Raw genomic sequence first — 15,436 nt, 5'->3', positions numbered from 1 at the left:
ATTGAGAAGGTTGGCAAAAGCTTGACACGGCAAACTATACGACTATTATGGTTTCCGGTTGCCAAGGCTCAAGCGAATCGCGTCGCGTTCGAGAAAGTGATTCAGCGTGAGGCGGTTCAGTGAGAGTTTGTCCGTCAATCGTTGGCGGACAGGAGAAGTAGGGTGGACGGCTAATGGAGGTGCAGACGATGAGGAAGCTATTGGTTGCGAGCGGGGCCATGTGTTTGTTGATGGGGCTGTGCGGCTCCGTTCGGGCAGCGGACTACAGCCTGCTTTTCAACGGTCACGGCGAGTTTCAGACCGATTCACACAACTATTACTATGCCGTCACTGGAGGGAAGTTCGTGAACGGTCAGACGGTCAATGGCGACAATGCGTCCGGCGGGGTGTTCCGATTCCTGTTCGACGATCCGGACTGGAACACTGTGCTTACGGGGGGGGCCTATCCATTGGCGACATGGATTCGGGACGATTGGTTTCCGCAGAATGCCGGTTTCGCTATGACGCTGTATAACGGAACTTCCATCGTTTTTGATAACAACGGAATCGAGGACGGTACTTACGGGAACTACTACGACAACTCTACCAGCCCTGGGAATCCCACCCCCGGCTTATACCGAGGGTATAGCATGTCCAATAATTTTGATTGGATCTATGCGGGATATTTCAAGTTAAACGAGGCAACGACGGTAACAAAAATTGTGGCCTATTTCGATGGTAACGGTGCCACCGTTGACCCGGTCAATGGCCCATTCGTAACCTTCAATCCTCACAATCCAATGATTGGATATGCAGTGAACATCTTCAATTCGGTAGCTGGACAAGGAGTTGACAGCGGCCACTTGATGCCTGCTCTCACGGCGGGATTCTTCGGAGATGTCTTGTCATCTGAAACTGTGGCCGGTTCGGCCTTCCGCGCTGGCAGTTTTTCTGTGTCCGACACCGGAGTCAAAAGGAAGTTTTATGATGCTAGTAACAATCTTGTGTGGGAGGACCCCATCTGGAGATTGGAGTACGATCTAGATTCCCCGATTACTCTTCAGCCCGGCGAATACTTTTTTAGCCACAATGCGAAAATTGTGCCGGAACCTACCTCGCTGATAGCTCTGGGAGCGCTGGGGATCACCGCTGCGGGATGGCGATTGGCACGTCGAAGAAAGAAAGTATGACGTCATGCAGTAGGCGGCTTTCTCCAGACGCGTCGTGAATCTGAAGACCGGGGAGGCATTTGTCGCCCCGGTTTTTGGTTGCGTACATGACAAAACTGACACGACACATGGAATCATGAACCGGAAGCGAACGAGGTCGCCATCGTTCGCTGCATACCCCCGCGGATTGAGTTTCGCCGCGGTGCGTCCCGTGTGCTTGCCTGCCCTGGAAGTGTGGAGCTATGCTAGGGGGAGTTCGCGCGGGCCGGAGCCGTCGGCCGGGGTGTCCGTTTCGTCGCCGGCCGGCGCCCCTTGCCCCGACGCGGCAAACGCTCGGGAACGATTCCGCGGCGAGTCGCAACCTCTGCCTTCCAACGAACTTTGTCCCAAGAGGAGCCAAGACTATGACACGATCGTCTTCCACCGGTTCCGGCATTTCGCGCAGGCGGTTCGTCCGCGACACGACCCTGGGGGTTGCCGCCGCTGCCGTTTCGTGGCGCACGGTCCACGGCGCGCTGAACGACGACTTCCAAGTAAAGATTGGCCTGATCGGCTGCGGGGGACGCGGGACGGGTGCGGTACTGAACGCCCTGGGGGCCGCTACCCACGTCATCTATCCGTCGGCAGGCTATCACACCGAAGACGTGGCCGAGAACGCCTCCGTGGCTCGGCCGAACATCCGGGTGGTCGCCTTGGCGGACGTCTTCCCCGATCGTTTGCAAGGGTGCCGTGCCCAGTTGGAGAAACTCAACATCAAGATACCGGACGAGCATTGCTTCACGGGCTTCGACGCCTACAAGCAATTGCTGGCCGTCGAGGAAATCAATTACGTGATCTTGGCCGAACCGCCTCATTTTCGACCGGCCCACCTGATGGCGGCAGTGGAGGCGGGTAAGAACGTCTTCATGGAAAAACCCGCCGCCGTCGATGTGCCCGGCGTCAAGCTCGTCATGCAGGCCGGCGAATTGGCCGCGCAAAAGGGCCTCGGCATCGCCGCGGGGACCCAACGCCGGCACCAACTGAGCTACCGCGAAACGATCCAACGCATTCACGACGGCGCCATCGGCGACATCATCTACGCCAAGGCCTACTGGAACGGCGGCGAAATCTGGGTCGTCGAACGCCGGCCTGAGTGGACCGACATGGAGTGGCAACTCCGCAATTGGAACTACTTCACTTGGTTGTCGGGCGATCACTACGTCGAGCAGCACGTCCACAATCTGGACGTCATGAATTGGGTCATCGGCTCGCATCCCCTTCGCGCCGTATCCGCCGTCGGCGGCAGGCAGGTCCGCACCGATCCCAAGTTCGGTCACATTTTCGATCACTTCGCCGTGGAGTTTGAGTATCCGGGCGGCGTGACGGTCTTCAGCCAGGCGCGGCAAATCAATGGTTGCCAGGGCATCGTGGCGGAGGCCGTGATCGGAAGCAAGGGCCGCAGCGACTGCGCCCAATCCATCCAGGCGGAAGGCGAACGCTGGCGGTACCGCGGCGAAAACCCCAATCCCTACGAACGGGAACACGAAGACCTGATCGCGAGCATCCGCGAAGGCAAGCCCATCAACGAGGCTCAAAACGTCGCCGAGAGCACGATGACGGGCATCATCGGCCGCGAGGCGGCCTACAGCGGCCAGGCGGTTTCGTGGGACGAGGCCATGCAGTCCACGACGCGACTCGGCCCGGAACTTTACGAATTCGGCCCGCTGCCCGTCCCGCCGGTCGCCATGCCGGGACGATACCGCTTCACCTGATACCCCTGCGAAGCAACAACCCCGAATCGACCACCCCGTGGCCGGGAGCGTTCCCGCATTTCGATGCGGAGACGACAGGGGGATCTAACATCGCAAAAAGCCGCCGGTTAATGCCGGCGGCTGAAATTTCTTGCGGTTTTTCCGCTCGTTGCGACCGAGGTCGGCCGACCTTAGCGGTTCTTGGCCACCACGCGGTATTGCAGGTAATCGAGCATGATGTTGATCACTTCGTCAAGATAGTAATCGCGCTCGATGCCGGACTCCTCGCCCTGGTTGCTGAGCTTTTCGAATTGCGACCGCTCGGTCTTGTCGGCATCCAATTCCTTGATTTGAGCGAGGAATTTCTCCTCGTTCAGGGGGATGGTCTTCCGCGCTCGCTGGGCTAGGTACCGCTCGATGTCTTGTCGCACCTTTTGGAAGTCGCTCGAGGCCGCTACCCGTTCCGCGGAGCGGGTCTTGAGGTAGTCGATCACGGAGGGATCGACATCGCCGCTCGACTTGTACTCCGCCGGATCGATGCGGTCGAAGGGCAGGGCGTACTTGAGGTCGGACTCGGCAATGCCCTCCAGATGATCGGTGATGGAGGGGAGCGTAATATCGGCGGGGACCCCTCGGTTCTGCGTGCTGTCGCCATCCGGTCGATAGAACTGTTGGATGGTGATTTTGAGGGCGCCCAACTTGGGGGCGTTGGGCAGGCGGAACAACTGCTGGCCCAAATCCATCAGGCTTTGCACGGTGCCCTTGCCGTGGGTGCTGGCGTCGCCCACGATCAGCCCGCGATGGTAGTCCTGAATCGCACCCGCCAAGATTTCGCTGGCGCTGGCGGAGAACTTGCTGATCACCACGATCAGCGGTCCGTTCCAGGCCACGCTCGTGTCTTCGTCGTCGTACACGGAGACCCGGCCGACGGCGTCTTTGACCTGGACGACGGGACCGGAGGGGATGAACAGCCCGGTCAGATTGATGGCCTCTTGCAGCGAACCGCCGCCGTTCTTGCGGAGGTCCAAGATCACGGCGTCCACGCCTTGGCGATTGAAATCGTCGAGGATGCGGCGGACGTCCCGGGTAGTGCTGCGGAACTCGGGGATGCCCAATCTGGCACCGCTCATATCCATGTAGAAGCTGGGCAAGTCGATCACGCCGATGCGGTAGGGCTTGCCGTCGGGACGGTTGCCCTGTTCGAAGACGCGACCCTTCGCCTCGCTATCCTTCAGTTCGATGCGTTCCCGGGTGATGGCGTAAACCTGCCTGGCACCGCCGGCGGCGGGCAAGACCTCCAATCGCACCACCGTACCCCGTTTGCCGCGGATGAGTTGCACCACGTCGGACAACTTCATGTCCACGACGTCGACGATCTCGCCCGATTCACCCTGGCCCACGCCGACGACCTTGTCCTCGACTTTGAGTCGCCCATCCTTGGCGGCAGCCCCGCCGGGGATGATGCTCTTGACGATCGTGTAGCCGTCCTCGGATTGCAAAGCCGCCCCGATGCCCTCGAGTTCCAGCTTCATCGTGATGTCGAAGTTTTCCAGCGTCTCTGGCGACATGTAGCTGGTGTGCGGATCGTACGATTCGCAAATCGCGGTGAGATAGATTTCCAGCAGCTCGTCTTCATCGGTCTGATGCATCCGCTTGCCGAAACTCTCGTAGCGCTTGTTGAGCTTATCGACGGCGGCTTGACCTTCCAATTGCTTGTCCGACTTCAGCACCAGCAGATCGAGCTTGATTCGCTTGCGCCAGCGGTCATGGGCTTCCGCGGCGTCCTTGGGATAGGTCAGCTCGTCGGGATCGCGGACGATTTCCTCGTTCACCGTAAAGTCGTGCGGTTGCCGGATCAGTTCCAGGGCGAGCTTGACGCGCTCGTCCAATCGTTTCAAGTAGACGTCGAAGACCTCGTAGGCCAGGCTGACGTCGCCCTTTTTCACGGACTCGGCGATCCGATTCGCCTGTTGGGTGAATCGGTCCACATCGCTTTGGTAGAAGTACAACTTCATGGGATCGAGGGCCTTGAGGAACAGCCCCATCGCCCGCTGCGATATCTCCGCGTCGAGCGGGTGGCGGGTGAGGTGCTGCCGCGGCAAAAGCAAGGCCACGCTCTGCGCGATGTGGCGATCTTGCGTTCGAGGTCCGGCAGGATCCCCGCAAGCCGGAATGGTTACGATCAACGACAACAGAACGGCCCAGATCGGCCCGGCAGAGGGCCGGGAGGTCAAGAATCGAGACATGCTAGATCCACTCGTTGGAAGAAAGGAGAAAGTCCACGCAATCCGCCGCCGTGTCCCAAGTCTCCGGGAGGGGGCACCCCACACCCGAAAAGAGAACGTGGGCGACGGTCTTTTGCTATTGTACGCACACGGCGGAACCTGCAAAGGTCAAAACATCCCTTGGGGCGCTGCTTTCAGCGGGGCGTTCGGGCGGATCGCCGACCCCCTTCAGGCCGTATTGCCGGTTCGATTTCCGCCTTGGCTCATTTCCATGCGTTCGAATCGACCGAAAATCATGCGACCGGCGCTGGTTTGCAAGACGCTGGTGACGGTGAGGTAGATCGTCTTGCCGACGTACTCCCGCCCGTCTTCCACGACCACCATCGTGCCGTCGTCCAAATAGCCCACCCCTTGCCGCTCTTCTTCGCCGGGACGCACCAACCGAACTTGGATGTGTTCGCCGGGCAGGAAGTGCGGCTTGAGGGCGTTGGCCAAGTCGTTGATGTTGATGACCGGCACGCCGTGGACGCGGGCGACCTTGTTGAGGTTGAAGTCGTTCGTGACCAGTTTGCCTTCCAGGTGCTTGGCCAGGGCCACCAGTTTGAGATCGACGGGTTGGCCCGCGAATTCCGGCAGGTCGCGATCGAAGATTTCCATCTCCACCTCGGGATTGTTGCGGAGGCGGTTGAGGATATCCAGACCGCGGCGGCCTCGCGCGCGTTTCGACTTATCCGCGCTGTCGGCCACGGCCTGCAATTCGGAGATGGCGAATCGCGGCAAGACCAAGCGACTGTCGAACAAATTGGCCTCGACGAGATCGGCGATACGCCCGTCGATGACCACGCTCGTATCGAGGATGAACGGTCGGCGACCGCGGACTTCTTTACTGAACTCCACGTAGGGGATGACGAAACGGAAGTCGTCCTTGGTTTGCATCAGAAAGCTTATGCAGGTGTAGGAGAGCACTGCGGCCAGGATCAACTGCACCACGTTGCGGACGTTGTCGGGCGATTGCAGGCTTTCGAAAATCGGGGTGAGGGCCACGCCCGCCACGTAGGCCAGAAACAGCCCTACAATCAGCCCGAAATAGACGGAAGAAATGATGTGCAGCGGTTTTCGTGGAAACAGGACGTCGAGGGCAATGACGACTCCGCCGAGCACCATGATGCCCAAAACCAGTAGCCAGGCGATCCAGGCGGAATCGGTGGGATAAAGCCCGGACTTGATGACCACGACGGCCACGCCGGCCAATACGACCAGAAAGATGAAACGTAATACCGCGAGCGCCATACTGCCCTTTCCTGTTCCGAAACTCCAACGCAGGGATACCACCAGCCCGGTCCCCCGTTATTTGGAAAAACGCAACCACGGGAAGACGCTATTTTATTCCGTCGCGCGGCGGGGCGAAAGTTGCGCAAATCTCTTCGCCGTAGTTCCGAGGCGTGGGCCGGTCAACGGCTTCGTTACGGATTCGTTGTCTTCGCGGTAGCCGCGCCGGATTTATCAGCCGGATTCCTTGAGAGTCACGGTTCGCGTCCGGCCTTGGTTTTGGAAGGCGAGCTTATCTTCGCGGGCCAACCAGCCCACGGCCTGCATGACCTCATCGCGGGGACGGCCGACCTCTTTGATCAATCGGCTCAAAGACATGGCGCCCCGATCGTGCAAGGCATTCCACACCAAACCCGCCGTCGTTCCGATGCGAGCGACATAATCCTCCGCGGCGGCCATAGCACCACCTACCGTCGTCAAGGGAAGCCCCAAACGCGGTCCGTCTTCCCAGGGCTGGACAGCCGCTTGGAAGCCACCGTCCCGCAATCCTCACCGGTCAAGATACCTTGGCAATACGGCCCGGGCAAGCGTGCGAACGGCAATTCACGCGAAAAGAGGGTGAAATCGGGTCGGCGGCGTGGATTGGCGGGAATGCGCAAGTATTACGGCAGGCGAGCCGCCTTCGTCCAAAAAACGTAGGATCAAGGAGAAGCCAAGGAAAGCGTCACCAAATCGCCCGCCATCTCCGCTTCGGCCGTACGAAACCGCAGCAAGGCCTCCAAGTACTCCGCCTGTTTTTGTACGTACGATCTCTCGGCCAACAGCAGATCGGCGAAACTCGCCTCTCCCGCCTGGTACGACTTTCGCGTCAAGTTCAGCACTTCTTCGGCGGTCGGAAGGATCGAGGAGCGATAGCGTTCCGCTTCCGTCCAGGCCTGCCGATAACGCGCGTAAACCTCGGCCAAGCGCCCGCGAAGTTCCAACTCCAGTTCCCGCACGGCGCTTTCGGCGGCCGACAGTTCATAACGGGCCTGCATGATCGCCCCCTGGTTGCGGTTGAAAATCGGCACCGGAAGACTGACGGAAATACCGCCGTTCGTGGTCCCCTCTGCGCCGTTGTCGATCACGTTGACCAATCCCTGGACCGTGAGGTTGGGGACGGCCTCGGCGCAAGCGCGGCGGAGGACGGCCCGGGCGCGCTCCACTTCTCGACCCGCGCGGAGCAGTTCCGGGCTGGACACGCGAATCCGTCGCCAAACCGCCTCGAAATCTTCCGGTTCCGATAAGTCGCTCGGTTCCGGTCGCAAGGGCTGCGGGGGCAACTCCGCAACGCCGACGGTCGCCGCCAGCTTCCGCCGCGCGGCCGCGTAGCGCTCTTCCGCCTTCTTTTCCATCAGCCGAGCGGATTCCGCTTCCAAACGCGACTCCAACCATGCCGCCCGGGTTACCTCCTGCGCCTGATACAGCGCCGCCAGCGTCCGCTCGATCTCGGAGCTGATTTTCACCAGGCTGTCGGCCAATTCCACATTCCGCATGGCGACGGCGGCCTCGTGGAAGGCGATGTGCACCTCGGTCAGGACCTGCCGCCGCCGGGTCTCCCAATCGCCGCGAGCCAGGGCCGTCTCACGTGCCGCCACCGCTTCATCGAGTTGCCGCTTGCCGCCGAGGCGAAATTCCTGCTCCACGAAGATCCCGTGCTGTTCCGCCCGACCGCCGCTGCCGATCTGCTGTCCGTCGTAGCCGATCGAGGGATTGTTGGGCAAACCGGCTTGAATTTGCCGCCCTTGGGCCGCGCCCACCAGGGCTTCGGCACGCACAAGCGCCGGATGGTGCCGCAAGGCCAATTGCTCCAGTTCCTCCAGTGTTAGCTCGGGCGAAGAATCAGCGGGAGTAGGGGCAGGCTCCGCCGCCGGCGCCTCCTCCACAAAGATGACGGCCGCGCCGGGGGGATCGCTAAAGTTGCGTGCCCCCGTCTCCGCCGCGGCGCGCGGCATGGTCGCCGGCCCTGTCATCGCGTAAGGTAATCCCAAAGCCGCCGTCGCTAGCAGCCCTTTGGCCATCCGCCATACGATTCGCGGCCTCGCCGAACGGTCCGTCATTCCGAATCACCCCTCCAGCGCGGTAACCACACTGCGGCTTCTTCTTAACTCTCGACCCTTCGGCTATGAGAAATTAATGCCGATCCGGAAAACTACACATCTTCCCCAGAATTCCTGCCCGCCGCGTATTCGTTATCTTCGATACGGAATATCCCCCGGCGGCTTTAACTTGGCCGGTCAAGCATGGTAGGCGACGGCGTCTCCGATGAATATGAAAGGTCGGCAGGCAGCGTCTCGTTCTCCGGGCGATCGACGACACGTTGAGCGGCACGCAACCCCAGCCATTGGAACAAGGCGGGACGGACCAGAAACTCCGCCAACGTCCCCGAGATCAATCCCCCGATTATGACCACGGCCACGGGGTAGAGGATCTCCCTGCCCGGTTCCCCCGCCGAAAGCGCCAGCGGAGCCAGGCCGATGCCGGAGGTGAGCGCGGTCATGAGGACCGGGGCGACGCGTTCTTTGCCCGCCCGAACGATCATCTCCCGCGTCCACGATTCCCCCTCGTATCGCACCAGATGGAGGTAGTGGTTGGTGAGCAGAATCCCGTTTCTCACGGCGATTCCGCACAGCGAGATAAAGCCCACCATGGCCGCCACCGTGAGGGTCTGTCCGGAAACGTACAAGGCCGCTACCCCGCCGATGAACGCCATGGGGACGGCGATCATCACTTGCAGGGCCAGGTTCACCGAACCGAACAAATTCCAAAGCAGTAACAACATGGCGGACAGCGCCGCCAGCATGAGCAGCGAGATGGTCCGCGTCGCGGTTTGCCGACTCTCGAACTGGCCGCCGAATTCGATGTAATAGCCGGTCGGTAGTTCTTTCCGGATCGGCGCGAGACGGCGTTTCATGTCCTCGACGACGTCCACCAACCCCCGCCCCGACACATTGCACTGCACGATGATCCGCCGGCGCACCTGTTCGCGCTGGATGATGTTAGGACCGCCGGCCTCATAAATCCGAGCGACGTCTTCCAACTTGACGGTCCCGCCGTCGGGCGTGTCGAGCACCATCCGACGCAAGGCGGAGACGTCTTCGCGAAAAGGCTCGTCCAAGCGGACCAGCAAATCGAACGAACGCTGCCCCTCCAATACCTGCGAAATGACCTTGCCGGCCAAAGCGGTCTCCACCAGGCCGTTCACGTCCCAGCGGCGTAAGCCGAACAATTCCAAGGCGTGCGTGTCGGCCTCGATGCGAAGTTGCGGCACGATGGTCTGCGGTTCCACCTGCAAATCGCGGACCCCCGGCACCTCCGCCACCGCCGCTCGAATTCCCTCGGCCTCGCGCCGCAAGACTTCCAAATCGTCGCCGAAAAGCTTGATCGCCACCTGGGCCTTGACGCCCGACAGCATGAAGGAAATCAAGTGCGACATCGGTTGCTCGACGGAAATCACGATGCCCGGTATTTGCTCCAGGGCCTCGTGAATCTCCGTCAAGATTTGCTCTCGGGACTTGCCCGGGCGGGGATGGATGGTCGCGATCACTTCGGTTACGTGGACGCCTTCGGCGTGCTCATCCAATTCGGCGCGACCGGTCTTGCGGACGAACGCGGTGACATCCTCCAAGGTTTGCATCCGCTTTTCCACGGCTTGAGCGGTCCGGTTGGAGGCGGCCAAGGAAACTCCCGGCGGCAATAGGACGTTGATTTGAACGGCGCCCTCGTTGAAAGGCGGGAGGAAATCACGGTCCAATCGCCAGGCTCCCCACGCGGCCAAGGCCGTGGCCAAGGCGGCGGACGCCAATACGGGACCGGACAGTCGCAAACTCAGGCGGATCGCCCGCTCGGAAGCCCAACGGCATGCTTTCAAAAGAGGTCCGTCGCCCGTCCGTTCCCGGCTCTTCAGCCCGCCCAGCAGCCAATAGCTCATCACCGGGGTGACGGTGAGGGAGACGAGCAAGGAGGCAGCCAGCGATGTGATGTACGCGACCGCCAACGGCACGAACAACCGTCCCTCGATCCCCGACAGCGCCGTGAGCGGAAGAAAGACCATCACGACGATCAACGTGCCGTATACCACCGAGTTGCGGATTTCGCAACTCGCCTGATAGACCACCCACAATGCCGGTCGGGGATGGGCAAGTCGCCGATTTTCGCGGAGACGCCGGTAGATGTTCTCCACGTCCACGATGGCGTCGTCCACCAGTTCTCCAACCGCCACGGCAAGCCCGCCCAGCGTCATCGTATTGATGGAAAGCCCCAAGAGGTGGAAGACGATGGCCGTGACGACCAGGGAGAGCGGAATGGCAGTCAGGCTGATGATCGTGGTCCGCACGTTCATGAGGAACAGGATCAAGACGATCACGACGAGCACGGAACCGTCGCGCAAGGCTCCCGCCACGTTTTCCACAGCTTGATCGATGAACGCCTTCTGCTCGTAGAGGGGCACCAAACGGACATCGTCCGGCAGCGAAGCCTCCATTTCGCGCAGGGCCTGACGGACGCCTTGCGTCACGCGGCGTGTGTCGGCGCCCGGTTGCTTGTTGACGGTCAGGACGACGGCCGGCCCGCCCTCGAACCGCCCGTCTTCCCCCCGGACAAAGGCCGCGCTGTCGCCTCGCTTGACCTCGGCCCCCTCCACGATCCGCGCGACCTGCGACAGCCGTACGGATCGGCCCTCCCGCCGGGCGACGATGATACGAGCGATGTCGTCCGCGGACCGCACCCGGCCCAGCGACCGGACGACGTACTCCCGCACCCCCTCGGCGTCCAAATATCCCCCCGCCGTGTCTTGATTGCTTTCCGACAAAGCCTGCTCGATCTCGCGGAGGGAGATTCCGTATCGCCGCATTTCGTGAGGGTTGAGCAGGACTTGAAACTGCTTGCGGTCGCCGCCCATCACGATCACCTGCGATACTCCCGACACGGCCCGCAGACGCTGCCGCACCACCCAGTCGGCCAAGGTCCGCAGTTCCATGGGCGACGTCTTTTCGCCGCGGCTATACATGCCGATGATTTGAATCTGGCCCATGATCGAGGAAATGGGGGCCATCTGCGGTTGGATCCCCGGCGGAAGTTGATCCGCCGCTTGGCCGAGGCGTTCGTTCACGATTTGCCGATCGCGATAGGGGTCCGTACCCCAATCGAACTCCACGTAGATCACCGAGAGACCGACGCTGGAGGAACTGCGGACGACTTGCACGCCCGCCGCCCCGTTCAAGGCCGCCTCCAAGGGAAAGGTGACCAGCGTTTCGACTTCTTCCGGAGCCAAACCCGGCGCCTCCGTCAGAATCACCACCCGTGGACGATTGAGGTCCGGAAAGACGTCGATCGGCAACCGCAGTATCTGCCACAGGCCGTAAACCGACAGGAAGACGGCCGCCGCCGTCACCAAGAGTCGCTGCCGTAGGGAAAAGCGAATCAGTTCGTTCAACATGGGCCGAAGCGTCCCGGTCAAAGAGCGTGTGCCGCGCGTCCGTCCGTCAGTGGTTATGTCCGGCGTGGGGATCGATTCCCGCGCCGGAGCGATTCTTCAGCGCCAAATGAATTTGGAAGGCCCCCGCGGCGGCAATCACGTCGCCCGGCGCTACGGCGCCGTCCGCCGCAATCACCGCCGATCGCCGATCCTGGTATTCCACGTGCACGGGAACGCGTTCGAAATGCACGCCCTCCTGCCGGTACACGTAGCACTCCGCGCCTTCCCGGACCACGGCCTGGGCCGGCAAAACGATCCGCTCCTCCCATCGCTCCGCCGGAACGTCCAACTCCACGCGCTGCCCCGGCTTATACCGCCAATCGATGAATCGCAATCCGGTCTCGGTCCGACGCTCGCGCTCGATCCGATTGGGAAGCCGAAGATAGAATCGGAAGGTCCGCGACGGTTCGTCCACGCGGTCGGCCAAGTACAGCACCTTCAAACCGTCGATACGGGCCCCGCCGCTCTCCCCGCCGGTGACGGTGGCCGAAACATCCCAATCGTTGTCCACGGCCCGACGCAGCGCCGCGAGATCGTCCTCGAAGGCGCGGCCTTCAACGTACAGTTCGCAATGGTCGGCCAAGGCACAGAGTACCTGCCCGACCTCCACCAACTGCCCGATCTTCACCGGCAACGACTGCACGTGGAAGAGGTGATCGGTCCGGCAGTCTTCCCGATCGTGTTCATGGGCGGGAGCGAAGACGGTCTGAACCTGGAAGAGCTTCCCTTGGGTCAGGATTTGGTCGATTTGATCCGGCGTGAGGCCGTGCAGCAGCAGGGCCTGGCGCCCCGCCCGTAGTTCGGCCTCCAGCTTGCGCTCTTCGTACTGTTGTTCTAGGATTCTCCGCCCGGCGATGACGCCCTCCTCCGCGGACTGAAGACGTCGCAGTTCGCTCCGCACGACCTCCAGCGTTTCGGCGGCGCGAACGAAATCGGCCTGCACGGTCACCAATTCCTCGTGCATGAGTCGCAACTCGAACAGCGGCGTACCCGGCTCCACCGCCGCGCCTTCCATGACGTTGATCTTGGTCACGATCCCCGTCATGGGAGCGGCGACCTGTATCTGCGACCTGCCGGGTCGTTCCACGATCATGCCGGGCATGCTGATCGACCGCACAAATGCGGACAGCCGAACGGTGTACGGTTCGAAGGCGATGTTTTTCAACGCCTGCTCGCTCAGCTCAATGGCGTCACCGTGGTCATCGTGACCGGCGTGCCCGTCCTCGTCGTGCCCCGCCTCCGGCGAGTTTCGGGCCGCCTGCGGTACCGCGGCATGGTCCGCCGATTCGGGGTCTCCCGCTAAATGCTCGTGCGAGTCTTCTTCGGTATGCCCGCCCGAGATGCGTTCCGACCATTCCCCTAGGAATGCGACGACGGACCGCCCGGCGGACCCGGAAAGGAGCAGCAGCGCAGTAATGACCGCGATCGCAATCGCCCCGATGATCAGAACCGCCCAACGACCGGGTAAGACACTTTTGATACCTAAGACCATTAGAAATCCTCCGCGCCGAAGTCGCCGGAAAAGGATGCGACGGAAAACTCGCCGGTCCGAAGATGACGCTGCACGGAATGCCGTCGGCCGATCAGTCTTCCGTCGCCATGTCGTTAGGGCAGGAAGCGCGCGGCCGACCGCGGCCAAAGCGTAAAGAATGCCGGCGTCAAAGAGTCAGCACGCCAAGAAGAAGATGAGTGCGCAGAGATTCCCCTGGGAAACGTCCAGCCCATGAAGCGCCCGTCCCCCGGGCTTTACGTGCCGCTGCGGTGCCGCCCGCGCCGAGGATCGAGCACTTTCGCACGGCAGCGGGGGCGATATCCAACGACCCTCGCAACTCCTTCGCCGCCTCGATGCGGATCTGAGGAGATTCGGCGAACGAGCACGAGCCTTCGGTACAGGGCTGAAATCCGCCGCGGGCCTGCCAGGCCGGAACCGCATGCGCGACGTCCGAGCCTTGCCAAGCAACGCCGCCTGCCGCCGCCCCGGATACCCGATGATGCGTTGCAGTTTCACCCGAACAAGCGTTGCCCGCACACCCGGCTGGCGCCTGTTCGTGCCCACCGAAGGCAAGTCGGCCCGGCGATTCGTGCCGGTGGTGGGCGCAACATCCGACGACCGTGTGCCACGACACGGTAATCACCAAGGCCCAAGTTACCACCCAACGAAACACCGCGCACCGCCTGCTTCAGGTTTTATCAATACCTTACCAGGTTCCCGAAAGGCTTCCGGGCTGCACTCCCTATCGTCATTTCTAAATGTGCATTTTAGACACTTTCACGGTTCGGGGCAAAATGGCATTCTTGCCTACCCCCAGGATACCCAGCCTATCGAAATGCGCGTCTGATTGGGGTAATCTAGGCAAAGCTGCCAACCTTCGCGGAAGAGCGGCGCTTGCGCAACACCTTCGAAAATTCGGCCCGGTTTTCAAAACGGCAGAAAAATTCTCGGGAGGCACGCCATGAATCGTGACGTCAAGTGCTTGGAACGTCGGCGGTGGATGGGATTGGGTCTCGGATGCCTGCTGATCGGTGCCGCGATGCCCACCGCCCAATCCGCCGACATGGCCGCCGACTCTCCTGTGACGTTTCCCAAGCAGGGAGCGTTGCCGGCCAAATATCCGCCGGATCGCCCTTCCCGCGACCATACGTCGCCCGAACCGGACTATTACCTGTTCAGCACGCCGGAGCGGTCCCTGGAGCAAATCCGCAGGATTCAAGCCGAGATGCCGCCCGGCAAGTTCACTCCGCCCCAACCCGACTGGACCCATCTGCGGCGGACGCGGCGACTGCTGACCGAAGGGGGGCGGCTGAACATCGTTGCCGTCGGGGACAGCATCGTCAACGACACCATGCGCTCCGGTTGGGTGGCCCTCCTGCGTGAGGCCTATCCCAAGGCGGATATCCAGGCGAAGGTTTACGTCCGCGGCGGGGGCGGATGCCAGCATTATCGGGAAGAGGGACGCATCGGCAAGGTCGTGGTGCCCCTGCACCCGGATCTGGTGATCATCGGCGGGATCAGCCAGAAGAGCATCGACGATATTCGAGAGGTGATCCATCAACTCCGCGCTGCCTTGCCGGAAGTGGAGGTTTTATTGATGACGGGCGTCTTCGGTACGGCCGATCCCCGCGACCCCGAGGCCCTGGCCAAGGCCCCGCATTCCGGCACCGGTCCGTACGGCCAAGCCTTGAAGCAATTGGCGGTGGAAGAGCAGTGCGCATTCCTGGACATGACCACCCCCTGGGCCGAGTACCTCCGATCGTCGGGCCTGCATCCCCACCTCTTCTACCGGGACGCGGTCCACGCCAACGAATACGGCGAACAGGTGCTTGCCAAGATTCTGACGGCCTTTTTCGCACCGGATTCCGGCGCGGCCTCGGGGCAGTAACCCGTCGACCTGCTCCAGAGCGCCCTTGGGCTGGCAAGCGGTCGACCTCGCGATCTGCCGTAGCGTCCTCCGTTTCAACGACATAACTCTCTACGCGCCGGGCAACCGAGCGGAGCGTAAAGCTCTCGCCTTCCGATTTGGTAGTTCTCTCAACTCCTGGCAAGGGACT

The 15,436-nt window shown here is 61.6% G+C and carries 9 protein-coding genes; 3 read left to right on the top strand and 6 right to left on the bottom strand.

Annotation, left to right across the window (positions count from 1 at the left end; translation table 11 throughout):
* Positions 1-188 precede the first annotated feature (188 nt).
* Complete coding sequence (locus tag ACYQ6J_RS05560; protein ID WP_460183205.1) at positions 189-1,169, top strand: PEP-CTERM sorting domain-containing protein; 981 nt, start codon at positions 189-191, stop codon at positions 1,167-1,169.
* A 383-nt stretch (positions 1,170-1,552) separates the two neighbouring features.
* Complete coding sequence (locus tag ACYQ6J_RS05555; RefSeq protein WP_460183204.1) at positions 1,553-2,899, top strand: Gfo/Idh/MocA family protein; 1,347 nt, start codon at positions 1,553-1,555, stop codon at positions 2,897-2,899.
* 170 nt (positions 2,900-3,069) lie between these two features.
* Here the strand turns inward: ACYQ6J_RS05555 and ACYQ6J_RS05550 are convergent, their stop codons facing one another.
* From ACYQ6J_RS05550 to ACYQ6J_RS05525, 6 genes are all read right to left on the bottom strand, one after another.
* Positions 3,070-5,124, bottom strand: a complete 2,055-nt coding sequence (locus ACYQ6J_RS05550) for a carboxy terminal-processing peptidase (protein WP_460183203.1) — start codon at positions 5,122-5,124, stop codon at positions 3,070-3,072.
* A gap of 207 nt (positions 5,125-5,331) precedes the next feature.
* A complete protein-coding gene (locus ACYQ6J_RS05545) occupies positions 5,332-6,393 on the bottom strand; it encodes a PIN/TRAM domain-containing protein (protein WP_460183202.1) in 1,062 nt (353 codons plus the stop codon).
* A 213-nt stretch (positions 6,394-6,606) separates the two neighbouring features.
* A complete protein-coding gene (locus ACYQ6J_RS05540; RefSeq protein WP_460183201.1) occupies positions 6,607-6,852 on the bottom strand; it encodes a winged helix-turn-helix domain-containing protein in 246 nt (81 codons plus the stop codon).
* Between the two features lie 221 nt (positions 6,853-7,073).
* Entirely contained in the window at positions 7,074-8,471 is a 1,398-nt protein-coding gene (locus tag ACYQ6J_RS05535) for a TolC family protein (RefSeq protein ID WP_460183200.1), read from the bottom strand.
* A gap of 164 nt (positions 8,472-8,635) precedes the next feature.
* Positions 8,636-11,848: an efflux RND transporter permease subunit gene (locus tag ACYQ6J_RS05530; protein WP_460183199.1), complete on the bottom strand. Its 3,213-nt coding sequence runs from the start codon at positions 11,846-11,848 to the stop codon at positions 8,636-8,638.
* Positions 11,849-11,894: 46 nt separating this feature from the next.
* Positions 11,895-13,379: an efflux RND transporter periplasmic adaptor subunit gene (locus ACYQ6J_RS05525; protein ID WP_460183198.1), complete on the bottom strand. Its 1,485-nt coding sequence runs from the start codon at positions 13,377-13,379 to the stop codon at positions 11,895-11,897.
* A gap of 961 nt (positions 13,380-14,340) precedes the next feature.
* Here ACYQ6J_RS05525 and ACYQ6J_RS05520 point away from each other — a divergent pair.
* Positions 14,341-15,267: an SGNH/GDSL hydrolase family protein gene (locus ACYQ6J_RS05520; protein ID WP_460183197.1), complete on the top strand. Its 927-nt coding sequence runs from the start codon at positions 14,341-14,343 to the stop codon at positions 15,265-15,267.
* The last annotated feature ends 169 nt before the right edge of the window (positions 15,268-15,436 follow it).

This window comes from Thermopirellula anaerolimosa (genome assembly GCF_054657335.1).
Note: the sequence above shows the minus strand (reverse complement) of the source record. Positions and strands in the feature narration are given on the sequence as shown.